At 51.6% G+C, this 16,948-nt stretch carries 14 protein-coding genes; 5 read left to right on the top strand and 9 right to left on the bottom strand.

The window, feature by feature from the left end; genetic code table 11:
- The first annotated feature begins 80 nt into the window (after window positions 1-80).
- Window positions 81-770 carry a Sel1 family TPR-like repeat protein YjcO gene (yjcO, locus tag ATB02_RS16585; protein ID WP_105271908.1) on the top strand — a complete coding sequence of 230 codons (690 nt, stop codon included), beginning with the start codon at window positions 81-83 and terminating at the stop codon, window positions 768-770.
- A 304-nt stretch (window positions 771-1,074) separates the two neighbouring features.
- Here yjcO and gltP read toward each other — a convergent pair whose 3' ends face one another.
- The 8 genes from gltP to nrfA form a co-directional block, all read right to left on the bottom strand.
- Window positions 1,075-2,388 (bottom strand): glutamate/aspartate:proton symporter GltP, encoded by a 1,314-nt coding sequence (gene gltP / locus ATB02_RS16580; protein WP_000789589.1) that lies wholly within the window; start codon window positions 2,386-2,388, stop codon window positions 1,075-1,077.
- A 340-nt stretch (window positions 2,389-2,728) separates the two neighbouring features.
- Entirely contained in the window at window positions 2,729-3,325 is a 597-nt protein-coding gene (gene nrfG, locus ATB02_RS16570; RefSeq protein ID WP_000812977.1) for a heme lyase NrfEFG subunit NrfG, read from the bottom strand.
- Window positions 3,322-3,705 carry a heme lyase NrfEFG subunit NrfF gene (gene nrfF, locus ATB02_RS16565; RefSeq protein ID WP_105271907.1) on the bottom strand — a complete coding sequence of 128 codons (384 nt, stop codon included), beginning with the start codon at window positions 3,703-3,705 and terminating at the stop codon, window positions 3,322-3,324. Before nrfF ends, nrfG begins: the two co-directional genes overlap by 4 nt.
- Complete coding sequence (locus tag ATB02_RS16560; RefSeq protein ID WP_105271906.1) at window positions 3,698-5,416, bottom strand: heme lyase CcmF/NrfE family subunit; 1,719 nt, start codon at window positions 5,414-5,416, stop codon at window positions 3,698-3,700. The genes nrfF and ATB02_RS16560 overlap by 8 nt, the downstream gene beginning before the upstream one ends.
- 19 nt (window positions 5,417-5,435) lie before the next feature.
- Window positions 5,436-6,392: a cytochrome c nitrite reductase subunit NrfD gene (gene nrfD / locus ATB02_RS16555; protein ID WP_032185691.1), complete on the bottom strand. Its 957-nt coding sequence runs from the start codon at window positions 6,390-6,392 to the stop codon at window positions 5,436-5,438.
- Entirely contained in the window at window positions 6,389-7,060 is a 672-nt protein-coding gene (gene nrfC, locus ATB02_RS16550) for a cytochrome c nitrite reductase Fe-S protein (protein ID WP_032185690.1), read from the bottom strand. The genes nrfD and nrfC overlap by 4 nt, the downstream gene beginning before the upstream one ends.
- The gene (nrfB, locus tag ATB02_RS16545) at window positions 7,057-7,623 is read right to left on the bottom strand and encodes a cytochrome c nitrite reductase pentaheme subunit (protein ID WP_001353532.1); all 567 of its coding nucleotides are present in this window, start codon (window positions 7,621-7,623) and stop codon (window positions 7,057-7,059) included. The genes nrfC and nrfB overlap by 4 nt, the downstream gene beginning before the upstream one ends.
- Window positions 7,624-7,667: 44 nt before the next feature.
- Window positions 7,668-9,104: an ammonia-forming nitrite reductase cytochrome c552 subunit gene (gene nrfA, locus ATB02_RS16540; RefSeq protein ID WP_000196875.1), complete on the bottom strand. Its 1,437-nt coding sequence runs from the start codon at window positions 9,102-9,104 to the stop codon at window positions 7,668-7,670.
- 392 nt (window positions 9,105-9,496) lie between these two features.
- On the opposite strand from nrfA, the gene acs reads away from it, so the two are divergent.
- From acs to ATB02_RS16510, 4 genes are all read left to right on the top strand, one after another.
- On the top strand, window positions 9,497-11,455 hold the full coding sequence (acs, locus tag ATB02_RS16525) for an acetate--CoA ligase (RefSeq protein WP_000078206.1): 1,959 nt from the start codon (window positions 9,497-9,499) through the stop codon (window positions 11,453-11,455).
- 212 nt (window positions 11,456-11,667) lie between these two features.
- Window positions 11,668-11,982, top strand: a complete 315-nt coding sequence (locus tag ATB02_RS16520) for a DUF485 domain-containing protein (protein ID WP_001014565.1) — start codon at window positions 11,668-11,670, stop codon at window positions 11,980-11,982.
- Complete coding sequence (gene actP / locus ATB02_RS16515; protein WP_000832550.1) at window positions 11,979-13,628, top strand: cation/acetate symporter ActP; 1,650 nt, start codon at window positions 11,979-11,981, stop codon at window positions 13,626-13,628. Before ATB02_RS16520 ends, actP begins: the two co-directional genes overlap by 4 nt.
- Window positions 13,629-13,805: 177 nt before the next feature.
- Window positions 13,806-15,098 carry a pentapeptide repeat-containing protein gene (locus tag ATB02_RS16510; RefSeq protein WP_105271904.1) on the top strand — a complete coding sequence of 431 codons (1,293 nt, stop codon included), beginning with the start codon at window positions 13,806-13,808 and terminating at the stop codon, window positions 15,096-15,098.
- A 167-nt stretch (window positions 15,099-15,265) separates the two neighbouring features.
- Here ATB02_RS16510 and ATB02_RS16505 read toward each other — a convergent pair whose 3' ends face one another.
- Entirely contained in the window at window positions 15,266-16,915 is a 1,650-nt protein-coding gene (locus ATB02_RS16505) for a Na+/H+ antiporter (RefSeq protein WP_000402207.1), read from the bottom strand.
- Window positions 16,916-16,948: the final 33 nt, after the last annotated feature.

The following is a 16,948-nucleotide window of genomic DNA, read 5'->3' as shown; positions in this document are numbered from 1 at the left end:
ACAGCCTCCTTTCGGAGGCTGTTTTTTTATCCATTCGAACTCTTTATACTGGTTACTCCCTACCCAATCGTATTATCAAAATGAAAAAAATTATCGCATTGATGTTGTTTTTGACATTCTTTGCCCACGCGAACGGCTCCGAGCCTGGCAGTCAGTATCTCAAGGCTGCAGAGGCTGGAGACCGACGCGCACAATATTTTCTTGCCGACAGCTGGTTTAGCTCCGGCGATTTGAGCAAAGCCGAATATTGGGCACAGAAAGCCGCCGACAGCGGTGATGCTGATGCCTGCGCGCTGTTGGCGCAGATCAAAATCACCAATCCGGTCAGTCTGGACTATCCACAAGCAAAAGTTCTTGCAGAGAAAGCGGCGCAAGCGGGCAGTAAAGAAGGTGAAGTAACGCTGGCGCATATTCTGGTAAATACGCAAGCGGGTAAAGCGGATTATCCAAAGGCGATTTCGCTGTTAGAAAACGCCTCGGAAGATCTGGAGAACGACTCCGCCGTCGATGCCCAAATGCTGCTTGGTTTGATTTACGCCAACGGCGTGGGCATTAAGGCCGACGATGACAAGGCAACCTGGTATTTCAAACGCAGCTCTGCGATTTCCCGAACCGGTTATTCCGAGTACTGGGCGGGAATGATGTTCTTAAATGGTGAAGAAGGTTTTATCGAGAAGAACAAACAGAAGGCGCTGCACTGGCTGAACCTGAGCTGTATGGAAGGGTTTGATACCGGGTGTGAAGAGTTTGAAAAATTAACTAACGGTTAATGTAGGCCTGATAAGACGCGGCAAGCGTCGCATCAGGCATTGATGTCGGATGCGGCGTAAACGCCTTATCCGACCTACAAAATCACGCTAAATCAGGCTATTGCGCAGTCTGGCGTAGGCCTGATAAGACGCGGTAAGCGTCGCATCAGATATTGATGTCGGATGCGGCGTAAACGCCTTATCCGACCTACAAAATCACCCTAAATCAAGCTATTGCGCTGTCTGGCGTAGGCCTGATAAGACGCGGCAAGCGTCGCATCAGGCATCCACACATTGCCGGGTGTATGTCCCCGGCAATCCTCAATTATTGATCCGCAGTTTTATCAAATTTGCCCAGCACTTCGCGCTCATAAGCCAGCGCTTTCTTACGGTCAAATTTGTGTTCCCACTTGGCAATCACCAGCACCGCCAGCGCATTACCCACCACGTTCAGCGCAGTACGCGCCATGTCGAGGATACGGTCAACACCGGCAATAAACGCCAGACCTTCCAGCGGGATCCCTACGCTGCCCAGCGTTGCCAGCAACACCACAAACGACACGCCCGGCACGCCAGCAATCCCTTTCGAGGTCACCATCAGCGTCAGCACCAGAATGATTTCCTGCCAGATGGACAGGTCAATACCATACAGTTGAGCGATGAAGATAGCGGCAATACTTTGATATAGCGTTGAACCATCAAGGTTAAAAGAGTAACCGGTCGGCACCACGAAACTGGTGATCGACGCCGGTGCACCGTAGGCTTCCATCTTCTCAATAATTCGCGGCAGCACGCTTTCAGAACTGGCAGTGGAGTACGCCAGAATCAGCTCATCTTTCAGAATACGAATCAGGATCCAGACGCTTAACCCGCACAGGCGCGCCACAATTCCCAGCACTACCAGCGCGAAGAACAGAATGGCGAAATGCACCAGCAGCACCAGTTTCGCCAGTGGCCACAGAGACGAGAAACCAAAGTTAGCCACCGTCACCGCAATCAGCGCAAACACACCCACCGGCGCATAACGCATCACCATATGAGTCACTTTAAACATGGTTTCAGAGATGGAGCGGAACACGGTCACCAGCGGTTCACGATGCGTCGCGGGCAGGGAGGAAAGCCCCAGACCAAACAGCACCGAGAAGAAGATGATCGGCAGCATTTCGCCTTTCGCCATCGACGCCACAATATTCGTCGGCACCAGAGACAAAATCGTGCCCATAATACCGTGGGAACTGCTCTGTACCGCTTCTGTAGTGCTCTGATATTTCGAGATATCGACGGTTGCCAGCTGCGACATATCCACCCCGGCACCGGGCTGGAAGACGTTCGCCAGGGTGATCCCCAGAATGATGGCGACAGTGGTGATCACCTCGAAATAGATAATGGTTTTCGCGCCAATACGCCCGAGCTGTTTGGCATCACCAACACCCGCAATACCCACCACCAGCGTGGAAATAACAATCGGCACAACAATCATTTTGATCAGATGGATGAAGATATCACCCGCCGGAGAGAGCAAATTGACGACCAGCCAGTCGCGGCTGTCGCTATGGTAGTGCAGGTAGCTTCCCAGGAGAATGCCCAGCACCATAGCAAACAAAATCTGCCAGGCCAGGCTGAATTTTATATTTTTCATCAGAATAACTTCCTCAATGGAGCGCCGTTCCCGTTCAGAAACGCGAGAACGTGACATACTGCCAGGGCATGAATTGTGTTGCGTTGGTTTGTAGATTTTTTTAACGCTTATAATCAGTATCATTTGCGCGGTATGTTGCGCAACCCTTTAACAACAGAGCTTTTCGCTGCATTAATGCATAATAACGCGAGTTTATGGTAGGATTAATGAATAACCATTTGTTATGGAAAGATTTTTATTTGTTTAACCTGCAATAATACTGATTAGTGATTATTTTGGGCATATGTTCATTCGATTATTTTTTATGCAGCTCAATAACATAATCTTCATCACCAGATGATTAATCTGATCTCCGCTGCAACAGTTTCGCCAAATTAATCGACTCGACCAGCTGTGTCCGGTTGATCCGGGGTGAGTTGAGATCCATCACTTTTTGCCATAGTTCGATGGCTTGCGCGTAATTCGCCTGCATAAACGCATCGGAAGCCAGCAGCATCAGAGCGGTGATTTCGTTAGAGTCCAGCGCGAGGGCTTTGTCGATCATTGCGCGAGTCTGGGCGGTCATATGCTGGCTGGCCTGGTAATAAAGTACCGTCGCCAGCGCCGCATACAGTTCAGCGTTCTCACCACGTAGTTGCAACGCCTGACGGTACGCCAGCAGCGAATTGCTGTAATCGTTTTGCCACAGATAATACTCGCCCAGTAACGCCCATTGTTCGCTGTTTTGTGGATTAGCGCGGATTTTATCCTGCAATGCCTGAAGCTGCGCTTCCGGGGTTTGCTGGCTGGCAAACTGATGTAGCGGATCGCGCTGACGCTGATACTCCGCACGTACCGCCTGCCATTTTGGGCTTAACAGATAACTGCCGATACAGAGAAATACCATTAATATCGTGAGTGTTGTCAGCATTTTCACCGGTATTTGAGGCTGTTTCATCGCTTCGCCCTTACCCGCCAGAGGATCAGTGCCATCAGCAGTAACAACACCACTGGCAGCGCCCACAACACCAGCGTCTGACCGGTTAACGGTGGGTTATAGCGAACAAAATCTCCGTAGCGTTCGGTCATCCAGCCAATGATTTCGACTTCACTTTTCCCCTCCGCCACCATGCTGTAAACCTGATGGCGCATACTGACTGCCACCGGCGCATTGGATTCCAGTAAGTTCTGATTCTGGCACTGCGGGCAGCGTAACTGGCTGGCAATAGTTAACGCCTGTTCCTGTTGTTGCGGATTGGCGAATTGCCAGGTGTCTACAACCTGAGCGCGCGCAAAACAGGTAAATAACAGCAGTAGCGTGAGAAGCCCTTTATTCATCGCGCTTCCTCCCCCGCCATCCGCTTAACAATGCGCCCGCAATCATCAACAATCCTCCCCCCCAGATCCAGCGCACACCGCGTTGTACATACAAACGAAAAGCGTAACGATCCGCTCCGGTTTTCTCGCCCATGACCGCATACCAGTCATGGATGCCGTTCCAGCGAATTGCCGGTTCCATCATTTGCTGACGACGTGCTTCGTAAAAACGCCGCTCCGGCGTCAGTTCACCAATGCGTTGCTGATGGTCAAACAGCGCCACTATCGCTTTTTCGCTGGTGTAATTACCTTTGGCTTGCAGATCGAGGCGCTCAAAACGGAAGGTATATCCTGCCAGCGTCACCTGCTGACCCGGCTGTAAATTCAGGCTGATCTCCTGACGGCTGACGCTTGAAACCACGATCCCCGCGGCAAATAACAGCACACCCGCATGCGCCAGCAGCGCCGGAAGCTGCACGCGTTTGCCAGAGACAAACGTCGCCAGCACAATCACCACCAGCATCAACAGACCAAACGGTAACGTTGCGCGGTTAAAATATGGCGCACCAACGGAGAGGCGTCCCCAGCCCAGCAGGCCGTAAATCATCGGATAAAGCGTTCCCACCAGCACGATCAGTAGCACTGCGCAAAACAGCAACAGCGTAGCGAGGATTAACATTTCCCGCGATAACCCCGAACAACGCACCGCCGGGCCACCGTCCCGCGCTCGCCAGCCATACAGAGCCAGAGACGCAAGGCTAATCAGTGCAAACAGGCTGAACAACGGCACGGCGCGGACGTTATCCAGCGCGAACGCATGAACCGAAACCAGAATGCCAGAACGGACAATTAAGGTGCCCAGCAATGACAGCATCAGAGTAACTATCGCCAGTAACAGCGACCAGTGGCGGAAAATCCCCCGCTGGCGTGTCAGGGACAAACTGTGCAGCAGCGCAGTGGCAGAAAGCCAGGGTAATAAAGAGGCGTTTTCCACCGGGTCCCAGAACCACCAGCCGCCCCAGCCCAGTTCGCAATAGGCCCACCAGGAACCAAGGATGATCCCCGCCGTTAATGCGCTCCAGCCAGGTAGTGCCCAACGCCAGCAAATTCGGGCGCTGACACCATCAAATTCGCCGCGCAGTAGACTCGCCAGCGCCACGCTCGCCGCTACCATCAAACCGCCATAGCCAAGGTAAAGCAGCGGCGGATGGAATATAAGACCGGGATGTTGCAGCATCGGATTGAGATCGCGGCCTTCGATTGCTGGCGGAAATATCCGCGCAAACGGATCGGACCACAGCACCACAAACAGCAACAGTGCGGCGAGCATGAGAGATAAAACGGCTAATGTCAGCGGAAATAGCGGATCGGTTTGCTGCCGATAATGCCAGGCAAACAGCGCACTCCACGCGGAAAGGAGTAGCACCCAAAGTAGCAACGAACCTTCATGCCCTCCCCACACTGCCGCCAGTTTGAGTTCCCACGACAGCAGGCTGTAGCTATGTTGGGCGACATAAATGACCGAGAAATCGCTGATGAGAAAACAATACGTCAGTACGCCAAAGGCGAGCAGCAGGAGCGCGAACTGCGCCAGAATGCCGATGCAAGTGAGTCGCATCATGGCAAGCCAGCGCAACCGCACTCCCGCGAAGGCCGTCAACGGGGTCAACACGTTGACCCCGAGACTTAACAACAACGCCAGAAAACCGACTTCAGGAAGGAATACGTCCAGAAACCACCTCTGTTCTGGCTTACGCCACCGTTAACTGCCCGGCGTAGAGAATGAAAAAGCGCAGCATCAACACCCCGACCAGGCTGGCTCCACACGCCGCCAGCACGGCAGTAATGCCGGAACTACGATTCACCCACGGTTTGAGCAACATTGGCACAATCAGCCCCAGCCCGGCGACACCAAGCCAGAACCACCACGTCCAGAAACCACCGCCCAATGCTGCCACCAGCGCACGCACTTTGCCGTCATCGCCCAGCGCCAGTCCAACAAAAAACGCCACCAGCAGGAAGATTTCGCCCCATACCACAGGGATTTCCATACGGTGAACAAAGTGCGCTTCCGTGGAGTGCGGATTACTGCGCTGGCGTATCGCCATAGCGATCAACGCCACCGCCGCACCGGACGAAATGCCGGAGAAGAGGAACAGCACCGGTAAAATCGGATTATTGAGGAACGGATATGATTTCAGCGCAGACAGCAGAAAGCCGGTATAAGCCCCCAGCAACACCGCCAGCACCAACATCAGCGTTTCCAATCCGCGGTGAACGGGCGTCAGCAGGCTCAGAACCTTTTGCACAATTCCCAGCTTCGGCAACCAGCGTTGTTGCAGGGCAAGCAAATCATGTTCAAAGATTTTCGCCAGCCACAACACCAGCACCACCATGTAGAGCTGAAACAGCATCACCCCCATCGACATCACCGAGGTAAAACTGTAATGGAACATCAGCTTCCAGAAGGTCCACGGTCTTGTCAGGTGGAAGACGAGAATCAACAGACCGAGGATCACCGCGCCAGGCCCGACAATCAGCGTGGTTCGCAGCAACGTACTGTCTGCACCACCCGCCTGCGGGTAGAAGCGACGTAACAGCACGGCCAGTGTCACCAGACCGGCAGAAATACCAATCAAAAACAGATAGATGGCAATCGGCCAGTCCCACACCAGCGATTCAAAATGAAATGCGGAAGTCTGCGTCATTGGCTCACCTCCCCGTATTTAAACGGTACGCGGTACAGCTTCGGTTTGGTTCCCAGCGCCAGCTTGTAACGGTAAGTGGGCTTCTGGCGTAGCAGTTGCGAAATCTCACTGTTGGGATCGTCCAGATTGCCAAACGTCAGCGCCTTCGTTGGGCAAGCCTCAACGCACGCGGGCAACTTACCGGCCTGCAAATTGGTCTTACGGCAGAAATCGCATTTGTCCGCCGTCTTCGTGACCGGATGGATAAAGCGCACGCGGTACGGACAGGCGGCGATGCAGTACTGACAACCGACGCAGAGATCCGGGTTAACATCGACAATCCCGCTGGCAGCATCGCGAAAAGACGCACCCGTTGGGCAGACGTCAACGCACGGTGCATGGTCGCAGTGCTGGCAAGACTTACGAAAGAAGCGATATTTCACATCAGGAAATTCGCCCTGCGGCTCGCTACGAATAATTGTCAGGCGCGAGACGCCTTCCGGCACATTGTTCGCTTCCCGACAAGCATCCATACAGGCAGTACAGCCGATGCATAACGACTCGTCATGCACCATGCCGTAACGCACCCCATTGATATTCAACGTTTTCGCCACCACGCGTCCTGCGGTGCCGCTGACGGCTGCCAGCACGCCGACGCCGGTGAGAAACTGGCGACGAGACCAGGTCATGGCTGCTCCTTAAGCAACGGAACAGACGCCGGGTTAAAGTTCGGATTGGTGCGCTGATCGCTGTGGCAATCGACGCAAATCTTAATCCGTCCTTTGTCACTTAACGTCTGCATCGTATCTTGCTGTGGATGCAGGGAATGGCAGCTGGCGCACGCCACTTTGGTTACGTGGACATCGTGCGGCCAGAACGCTTTTTGCAACTGTTCCGGCAGATGGCAGGACATACAGACGCTGTTCTGCTCTCCAACCTTGTACATCGGCTCGTTAAAGCGCATCACATCTTTCACCCCTTCGCGGTGTTGCGGTGATGGCTGGCCGTGACAGTTGGTGCAGGTGACCGGCAGTTTGTTATTCGGGTTGATAACGGAAGCATGTTTGCCATGCATACCTTCGGTATCTGGTTTATGACAGTCCAGACAGGCGGCATCCGGGTTACGCTGCTGGGTAACTTCGTAGCGATCACCAGATGCCTGCGACGCAGGGGTAGCGGTAATTCCGTTCAGGCTCCACAACAGGCCCGACGCCAGCACCCCGGCAGTTAATAACGAACGTAATACGCTCATATTCACTCCATTGTGTTTTCCGCCCCTTGCGAGGCGGAACGGGGTTATTGGCTTAACAGACCGTTTTTACGTGCCTGCTCTTCCCACTGCGGGATCACCGTTTTGATAAAGTCCTGCTTCTCAGCCTTGATTTGTTCCATGTTCAGGCCAATGGCCTGCTGGGCTTTCTCTTTGGTTGAGATATCCGGGATCTGGATTTCATGGGTGATGCCTTTGGTCGCCAGCAGGCGCGCCAGTTTGGTGCGCGCATCCGCCGCTTTATCCATCGCCGTACCGAGCATCCTCAGACCTTCTTCCGGTGCGTGCATATGAATGCCGTGGGAAGCGATCGCCAGATCCCAACGCCACTGGGCATGACGAATATCGTCCTGAATGGGCTTCATTTCGGCTTCTGTCGCGCCTGCGTCCAGCGCCGCTTTCGCTTCGAAGTGAGCGTGAACCAGTTGATCTTCAACCTTGATTTTCAGGTCGTTAATCGACTGCTTACGTTCCGCGACCACTTTTTGCAAGGCAGCTTTGTCCTGGGTATGGCAGTTGGCACAAGTCTGGGCGAAGTTATCAAACGGATTACCAATTTTATGGTCGGTGTAGAGTTTGCCTTCGGCGTTCTGCACTTTTGGCATATGGCAGTCGATACAGGTCACGTTGTTTTTACCGTGAATGCCCGCTGTCCAGGTTTCATATTCCGGGTGCTGCGCTTTCAGCATTGGTGTTTTCGACAGGGAGTTAGTCCAGTCAGAGAAGGCAATTTTGTCGTAATACTGCTCCATATTTTCGACTTTCATACCATCATCCCACGGGAATTTAACGGCTTTGTTTTTGCCGTCGAAGTAATATTCCACATGGCACTGACCGCAAACCATCGATTGCTGGTCGAAGCGTCCGGCTTTCTCAAAAGGTTTACCAATGGCTTCCATCGCGCGAGCCGCATACGGACGGGAAAGGGTTAATTCCGGTTTGCCTTTGGCGAACTCTGGTGAGGCGGTGTTATGGCAGTCGGCACAACCTAAGTTGTTGACGATTTCCGGGCCGCCACGCGCCCATTTACCGTGGAAGTAGCCATCTTCGCCGTCTTTCTGGATCAGACGCGCCACATCCGGGCTTTTACAACTCCAGCATGCCATCGGTAGCGGACCATCTTCAGCGTTTTTCGGCGCACCGGTACGCAGGGTTTCACGAACATCGGTTACCGCAAAGGCATGTCCGCGCGGCTTGTTGTAATCGCGCGAGAAAGGATACCCCGCCCACAGAATCACCAGTCGTGGATCTTCCGCCAGGGCGTCAACACGCTCTGACTGTTCCGAGGTGGCTTTCCAGGAGAGATATTGATCGGGATGCTGCGGGGCAAAGGTTTCATTCTTCGCTTCCACAGTTACAGGTTTTGCGGGAGCAGCCGTTTGTTCAGCGTGAACAGAAGTGAAAAAGAAAAAAGGAATCAATAAGCTGAAGATACGGCGTGCGTTTATTTTTATCCTTGTCATAGGGGCTTCATCCGAATTGCGCCATTGTTGCAATGGCGGTTTTTATTGTTTTTCACGACAGTAACCGCACCTACACTGCCATGACATTGCTCGCTCCTATGTGTAACAAATAACCACACTGTGAATGTTGTCTTTAATCAATTGTAAGTGCATGTAAAATACCACTTTAGAGTTAGTCAGTATTTTCCTCTTTTTCAACGGCATGCATAACTGCATGTTCCTCAAAGAATTAATCAACTTTTGTTGCTGACCTTCAAAAATTACCCTGCCGTTTATTTGCACAATTCTACTTTTGCGTGATCTGTCGCCCAAATACTAAACAAAACTGCCAATACCCCTACATTTAACGCTTATGCCACATATTATTAACATCCTACAAGGAGAACAAAAGCATGAGTCAAATTCACAAACACACCATTCCTGCCAACATCGCAGACCGTTGCCTGATAAACCCTCAGCAGTACGAGGCGATGTATCAACAATCTATTAACGCACCAGATACCTTCTGGGGCGAACAGGGAAAAATTCTCGACTGGATCAAACCGTACCAGAAGGTGAAAAACACCTCCTTTGCCCCGGGTAATGTGTCCATTAAATGGTACGAGGACGGCACGCTGAATCTGGCGGCGAACTGCCTTGACCGCCATCTGCAAGAAAACGGCGATCGCACCGCCATCATCTGGGAAGGCGACGACGCCAGCCAGAGCAAACATATCAGCTATAAAGAGCTGCATCGCGATGTTTGCCGCTTTGCCAATACCCTGCTCGAGCTGGGCATTAAAAAAGGTGATGTAGTGGCGATTTATATGCCGATGGTGCCGGAAGCTGCGGTCGCAATGCTGGCCTGCGCCCGCATTGGCGCGGTGCATTCGGTGATTTTCGGCGGCTTCTCACCAGAGGCCGTTGCCGGACGCATTATCGATTCCAACTCACGGTTGGTGATCACTTCTGACGAAGGTGTGCGCGCTGGGCGCAGTATTCCGCTGAAGAAAAACGTCGATGACGCGCTAAAAAATCCGAATGTCACTAGCGTTGAGCATGTGGTGGTACTGAAGCGTACTGGCGGAAAAATTGACTGGCAGGAAGGGCGCGATCTGTGGTGGCACGATCTGATTGAGCAAGCGAGCGATCAGCACCAGGCGCAAGAGATGAACGCCGAAGATCCGCTGTTTATTCTCTATACCTCCGGTTCTACCGGTAAGCCGAAAGGCGTGCTGCACACTACCGGCGGTTATCTGGTGTACGCGGCGCTGACCTTTAAATATGTCTTTGATTATCATCCTGGCGATATCTACTGGTGCACCGCCGATGTGGGCTGGGTTACCGGACACAGTTATTTGCTGTATGGCCCGCTGGCCTGCGGCGCGACCACGTTGATGTTTGAAGGCGTACCGAACTGGCCGACGCCTGCCCGTATGGCCCAGGTGGTGGACAAGCATCAGGTCAATATTCTCTATACCGCGCCCACGGCGATCCGCGCGCTGATGGCAGAAGGCGATAAAGCGATCGAAGGCACTGACCGTTCGTCGCTGCGCATTCTCGGTTCCGTAGGCGAGCCAATCAACCCGGAAGCGTGGGAGTGGTACTGGAAGAAGATCGGCAACGAGAAATGTCCGGTGGTCGATACCTGGTGGCAGACCGAAACCGGCGGTTTCATGATCACACCACTGCCTGGTGCTACCGAGCTAAAAGCAGGTTCCGCAACGCGTCCGTTCTTCGGCGTGCAACCGGCGCTGGTCGATAACGAAGGTAACCCGCTGGAAGGGGCTACCGAAGGCAGCCTGGTGATCACCGACTCCTGGCCTGGTCAGGCGCGTACATTGTTTGGCGATCACGAACGCTTTGAACAGACCTACTTCTCCACCTTCAAAAATATGTATTTCAGCGGCGACGGCGCGCGACGTGATGAAGATGGCTATTACTGGATCACCGGGCGTGTGGACGACGTGCTGAACGTCTCCGGTCATCGTCTGGGAACAGCGGAGATTGAGTCGGCGCTGGTGGCACATCCGAAGATTGCCGAAGCCGCTGTCGTCGGTATTCCGCACAATATTAAAGGTCAGGCGATCTACGCCTACGTCACGCTTAATCACGGGGAGGAACCGTCACCAGAACTGTACGCAGAAGTCCGCAACTGGGTGCGTAAAGAGATTGGCCCGCTGGCAACGCCAGACGTGCTGCACTGGACCGACTCCCTGCCAAAAACCCGCTCCGGCAAAATTATGCGCCGTATTCTGCGCAAAATAGCGGCGGGCGATACCAGCAACCTGGGCGATACCTCGACGCTTGCCGATCCTGGCGTTGTCGAGAAGCTGCTTGAAGAGAAGCAGGCTATCGCGATGCCCTCGTAACTCTCAATTGCCGGATGCGAGCCGGGCAACAAGTCGGAAACGATTTGTAGGCCTGATAAGACGCGACAGCGTCGCATCAGGCATTGATTGCCGGATGCGGCGTATAACGCCTTATCCAGCCTACATTCGGCGAGGGTTACCTGGGCGTTAACCCGCTCCCATAAGGGCGCGGGAATTAAAACAATCCCTACATTACCTCTGGAGAATCTGTGATGAATGGCACTATTTATCAGCGGATAGAAGACAATGCGCATTTCAGGGAGTTAGTCGAAAAACGGCAACGGTTTGCCACCATCCTGTCGATTATTATGCTGGCAGTTTATATCGGCTTTATTTTACTGATCGCCTTCGCGCCCGGCTGGCTGGGCACTCCGCTGAATCCGAACACCAGCGTCACACGCGGTATTCCGATTGGTGTTGGAGTAATTGTGATCTCCTTTGTTCTCACTGGTATCTACATCTGGCGGGCGAACGGCGAATTCGACCGTCTTAATAATGAAGTCCTGCATGAGGTACAAGCATCATGAAAAGAGTTCTGACGGCGCTTGCCGCCACACTCCCTTTCGCAGCTAACGCCGCGGATGCTATTAGCGGGGCCGTAGAGCGCCAGCCAACGAACTGGCAGGCAATTATTATGTTCCTGATTTTCGTCGTGTTTACGCTCGGCATTACCTACTGGGCGTCAAAACGCGTACGTTCGCGTAATGACTACTACACCGCAGGCGGCAATATCACCGGTTTCCAGAACGGGCTGGCGATTGCCGGGGACTATATGTCTGCCGCCTCATTTTTGGGTATCTCCGCGCTGGTGTTTACCTCCGGCTATGATGGTTTAATTTACTCGCTGGGCTTCCTGGTGGGCTGGCCGATCATTCTGTTCCTGATTGCCGAACGTCTGCGTAACCTCGGTCGCTACACCTTTGCCGATGTAGCCTCTTACCGCCTGAAACAGGGGCCAATCCGTATTCTTTCGGCCTGTGGTTCTCTGGTGGTGGTGGCGCTTTACCTTATCGCCCAGATGGTGGGGGCTGGTAAACTCATCGAGCTGCTGTTTGGCCTTAACTATCACATTGCGGTAGTGCTGGTCGGCGTGCTGATGATGATGTACGTCCTGTTCGGCGGCATGCTGGCGACCACCTGGGTACAGATTATCAAAGCTGTGCTGTTACTGTTTGGTGCCAGCTTTATGGCCTTTATGGTGATGAAACACGTCGGCTTTAGCTTCAACAATCTGTTCAGCGAAGCGATGGCGGTACACCCGAAAGGTGTCGATATCATGAAGCCGGGCGGACTGGTGAAAGATCCAATCTCTGCGCTGTCGCTGGGTCTGGGGCTGATGTTTGGTACGGCGGGCTTGCCGCATATTCTGATGCGCTTCTTTACGGTCAGCGATGCCCGCGAAGCGCGTAAGAGCGTGTTCTACGCCACCGGATTTATGGGTTACTTCTATATCCTGACCTTTATTATCGGCTTTGGCGCAATCATGCTGGTCGGTGCGAATCCGGAATATAAAGACGCGGCGGGCCATCTGATTGGTGGTAACAACATGGCGGCAGTTCACCTGGCCAATGCCGTGGGCGGTAACCTGTTCCTCGGCTTTATTTCAGCGGTTGCTTTCGCCACCATTCTTGCGGTGGTTGCGGGACTGACGCTGGCGGGTGCTTCCGCGGTTTCGCATGACCTGTACGCTAACGTCTTCAAAAAAGGCGCAACCGAGCGTGAAGAACTGCGAGTCTCGAAAATCACCGTCCTGATTTTGGGCGTGATTGCGATTATCCTCGGCGTGCTGTTTGAGAATCAGAACATCGCCTTTATGGTGGGCCTGGCGTTTGCCATCGCGGCGAGCTGTAACTTCCCGATCATTCTGCTTTCCATGTACTGGTCGAAACTGACCACCCGTGGCGCGATGATGGGAGGCTGGCTGGGGCTGATTACCGCAGTGGTACTGATGATTCTCGGCCCTACCATTTGGGTACAGATCCTCGGTCACGAAAAAGCCATCTTCCCGTACGAATACCCGGCGCTGTTCTCTATCAGTGTGGCATTCCTCGGCATCTGGTTCTTCTCGGCAACGGATAATTCAGCGGAAGGTGCGCGCGAGCGTGAACTGTTCCGTGCACAGTTTATCCGCTCCCAGACCGGCTTTGGCGTTGAGCAAGGCCGCGCGCATTAATCTCTACCCTTCCCCGGTCGCTTGATCGGGGAATACTCTTCCTCTCCAATATGCATCATCTTTTCCCATAATATTAAACAAATAAACTCAATAAAAAATGAGCGATTTTTGACAGTCGTAGAAAATGATAATGCAGAGAATATGCCTTTTCTTTCTTGTTAATTATAAGGATATTTTATGCGCTATAATGGTTTAAATAATATGTTTTTCCCTCTTTGCCTGATTAACGATAACCACTCTGTCACAAGTCCATCACATACAAAGAAAACAAAATCAGATAATTATAGCAAACATCATAAAGACACGTTAATTGACAATAAAGCCCTCTCTCTTTTCAAAATGGATGATCATGAAAAAGTGATAGGCTTGATTCAGAAAATGAAAAGAACTTATGATACTTTACCATCAGGAAAAATCACTAAAGAAACTGACAGGAAAATTCATAAATATTTTATAGATATAGCTTTATATGCAAGTAATAAATATGACGATAGAATTACGAGAAGAGTTTACCTTAATAAAGATAAGGAAGTGTCAATTAAGGTAGTGTATTTTATAAATAATGTTACTGTCCATAATAATACTATCGAAATCCCACAGACAGTAAATGGTGGTTACGATTTTTCACACCTTAGCCTGAAAGGTATCAGGATTAAAGATGAAGATTTATCCAATTCGGATTTTGCAGGTTGCAGACTACAAAATGCTATTTTCCAGGGCTGTAATATGTATCAAGCGAATTTTAATTTCGCCATAATGGAAAAAATAATTTTTGATAATTGTATTCTCGATGACTCAAATTTCGCTCAGATAAAAATGACTGACGGAACTCTAAATGCATGCTCCGCTATGCATGTTGAATTCTTCAATGCAACAATGATTAGAGCTAAAATTAAAAATACCTTCCTTGACCATTCAAATTTTTATATGGCGTACATGGCTGAGGTGAATATTTATAAAGTAATAGCGCCTTATGTTAATTTATTTAGAGCCGACCTTAGTTTCTCTAAACTCGATTTAATTAACTTTGAACATGCTAATCTTTCTCGCGTCAACCTGAACAAAGCAATCCTCCAGAATATAAACTTAATTAATAGCAAACTCTTTTTTACGCGGCTGACAAATACGTTCCTCGAAATGGTTATATGTACCGATTCTAATATGGCTAATGCTAATTTTAATAATGCCAATTTAAGCAATTGCCATTTCAACTGTTCTATTTTAACAAAAGCCTGGATGTTTAATACCCGTTTCTATCGGGTTAATTTCGATGAGGCTATCGTCCAGGGAATGGGCATATCCATTCTCCGTGGGGAGGATAATATTCCCATTAATAGTGATATCCTGATAACACTACAGCAACTCTTTGAAGAGGATTGTGCCACTCATACTGGCATGTCACAAACTGAGCATAATATTCAGGAAGTGTCTATGAATACCACTGAAGATACTATGCAATACGCAGATTGAGATTAAGCCGAAGAATAGCCAATGAATTGACTTTAAAAGAGAGATACTCACGGACTTCTGACTTATTTATTTTAGAATCATGAATGTTAGCCCGAGGTAATCTGAAAAAGGTGCAAAAGATTGCACCTTTTTCAGATTACCTCGGGCCTGGTTACGTCGCTTTCGGCTTACTGATTTTCCTCAATCAACAACGCTTCAAGCAAATCGAGATCGTGCAATAATTTTTGCAGCGTTTCGTTACTGATCTCCCGCGTGGCGCGCAGGTGGTAAAGTTCAGCTCGTTCAGAACGCAATGCTGCCAGACGGAAGCGACGCTCCAGATTCTCTTCCTGCACGGAACTTTCAACGTCGTTACGTCCATCGGCGCGACGACGCAGGTTACCAATGACGCGAGAACTGACCTCCGTGAGCAGCTGGTTATCGATATTCTCTTCGGTATCCGCCGCCAGACGCTCCTCCATTTTCTGGATCGCCACAATCGCCACTTCTGCCGTTGCCGCTCGCGCAATACGTTCCTCTTTCAATTGTTGCGAATGGTCCGCGACTTCAATGTGTTGTAGCAGAATGGGCAACATCACCACGCCGACAAACAGCGAAAAGAGAATGACGCCAGCCGCAAGGAACACCAACTCATAGCGCGCCGGGAAGACGTTGCCATCCGGCAAGAGCAGCGGGATAGAGAGCACACCGGCTAGTGTGATCGCCCCACGCACCCCGGCAAAAGACGCAATCAGGATTTCTCGTGTGGTCCACGAACCAAACTCCATCGGCTTCTTCTTCAGAAAACGGTTGCTGAACTTTTTCATCGTCCACAGCCAGCCAAAACGGACCAGCATCAGCGCCGCATAAATCAGAATGATATCGGTAAACAGCATCCAGATTTCGACGTTAGGGTCGATTTCTGCCGCCATCAGCGACGTCTCCAGAATACCCGGCAACTGCAGACCTAACAGCAGGAATACCATGCCGTTGAAGACAAATTCCAGCATCGCCCAGGTGCTGTTTGCGCGCAGGCGCATCGCCAGCGGCGCACGGCGCATTACACCGGAGCGGGTGATGGTCATCCCGGCGGCAACCGCAGCAAGAATACCGGAAACGCCAATATGTTCGGCAATCAGATAAGAAGCGAATGGCAGCAGGAACAGCAGTACAATCTGCGTCGCGGGTTCATCACCGCCCCAGCGGCTGAGGAATCGCAGCGAACGACCATACAGCCAGCTCACCACAAAACCGGCGAGAATACCGCCTATTGCCACTTTCATAAATTCCACCGTTGCACCGCCGACGGTGAAGATCATCGTCCCCATCGCCACTGCCACAGCAAACTTTAATGACACCAGGCCGGAGGCGTCATTCATCAACGCTTCGCCCTGCAAAATACCCATGATTTTTTTCGGGATGCGCCCTTCGCCAACAATACCGGAAAGCGCCACAGCATCGGTCGGAGAAAGCACCGCCGCCAGCGCAAAGGCGGGAATCAGCGGAATGCCCGGCACCACCCAGTAAATAAGGAAGCCAATGCCAACCACGGTGACCACCACCAGCGCCAGCGCGAGGCCGAAAATCTCCCGACCATGTTCGAGAAATTCACGGGTCGGCGTTTTCCAGCCATCTGCGAACAGCAACGGCGGGATAAACAAGACTAAAAAGAGTTCAGGATCAAACTCCACATGCAAACCAAACGTCGGCCACGCCAGTAGCGCACCGATGGCGATTTGCATAAGCGGAAGCGGGATCTGAAAGGGCATGACACGAGTGACCACCCCGGACAGCGAGACCACGAGGGTCATTATCAGTATGGTGAAGAAGATTTCCATGCGTTCCCTGTTTGCGATGTTTTTTTATGATCT

Source organism: Escherichia sp. MOD1-EC5189 (assembly GCF_002966045.1).
Lineage (GTDB): Bacteria > Pseudomonadota > Gammaproteobacteria > Enterobacterales > Enterobacteriaceae > Escherichia > Escherichia coli_F.
This window is presented reverse-complemented; position numbering and strand designations above follow the sequence as displayed.

What these genes read in the sequence shown, in the direction of transcription:
- acs (WP_000078206.1), top strand. Translation starts at nt 9,497, where the DNA reads ATGAGTCAAATTCACAAACACACCATTCCTGCCAACATCGCAGACCGT.
- ATB02_RS16520 (WP_001014565.1), top strand. Translation starts at nt 11,668, where the DNA reads ATGAATGGCACTATTTATCAGCGGATAGAAGACAATGCGCATTTCAGG.
- actP (WP_000832550.1), top strand. Translation starts at nt 11,979, where the DNA reads ATGAAAAGAGTTCTGACGGCGCTTGCCGCCACACTCCCTTTCGCAGCT.
- nrfF (WP_105271907.1), bottom strand. Translation starts at nt 3,705, where the DNA reads ATGAATAAAGGGCTTCTCACGCTACTGCTGTTATTTACCTGTTTTGCG.
- gltP (WP_000789589.1), bottom strand. Translation starts at nt 2,388, where the DNA reads ATGAAAAATATAAAATTCAGCCTGGCCTGGCAGATTTTGTTTGCTATG.
- nrfB (WP_001353532.1), bottom strand. Translation starts at nt 7,623, where the DNA reads ATGAGCGTATTACGTTCGTTATTAACTGCCGGGGTGCTGGCGTCGGGC.
- nrfD (WP_032185691.1), bottom strand. Translation starts at nt 6,392, where the DNA reads ATGACGCAGACTTCCGCATTTCATTTTGAATCGCTGGTGTGGGACTGG.
- yjcO (WP_105271908.1), top strand. Translation starts at nt 81, where the DNA reads ATGAAAAAAATTATCGCATTGATGTTGTTTTTGACATTCTTTGCCCAC.
- nrfG (WP_000812977.1), bottom strand. Translation starts at nt 3,325, where the DNA reads ATGAAACAGCCTCAAATACCGGTGAAAATGCTGACAACACTCACGATA.
- ATB02_RS16505 (WP_000402207.1), bottom strand. Translation starts at nt 16,915, where the DNA reads ATGGAAATCTTCTTCACCATACTGATAATGACCCTCGTGGTCTCGCTG.
- nrfC (WP_032185690.1), bottom strand. Translation starts at nt 7,060, where the DNA reads ATGACCTGGTCTCGTCGCCAGTTTCTCACCGGCGTCGGCGTGCTGGCA.
- ATB02_RS16510 (WP_105271904.1), top strand. Translation starts at nt 13,806, where the DNA reads ATGCGCTATAATGGTTTAAATAATATGTTTTTCCCTCTTTGCCTGATT.
- nrfA (WP_000196875.1), bottom strand. Translation starts at nt 9,104, where the DNA reads ATGACAAGGATAAAAATAAACGCACGCCGTATCTTCAGCTTATTGATT.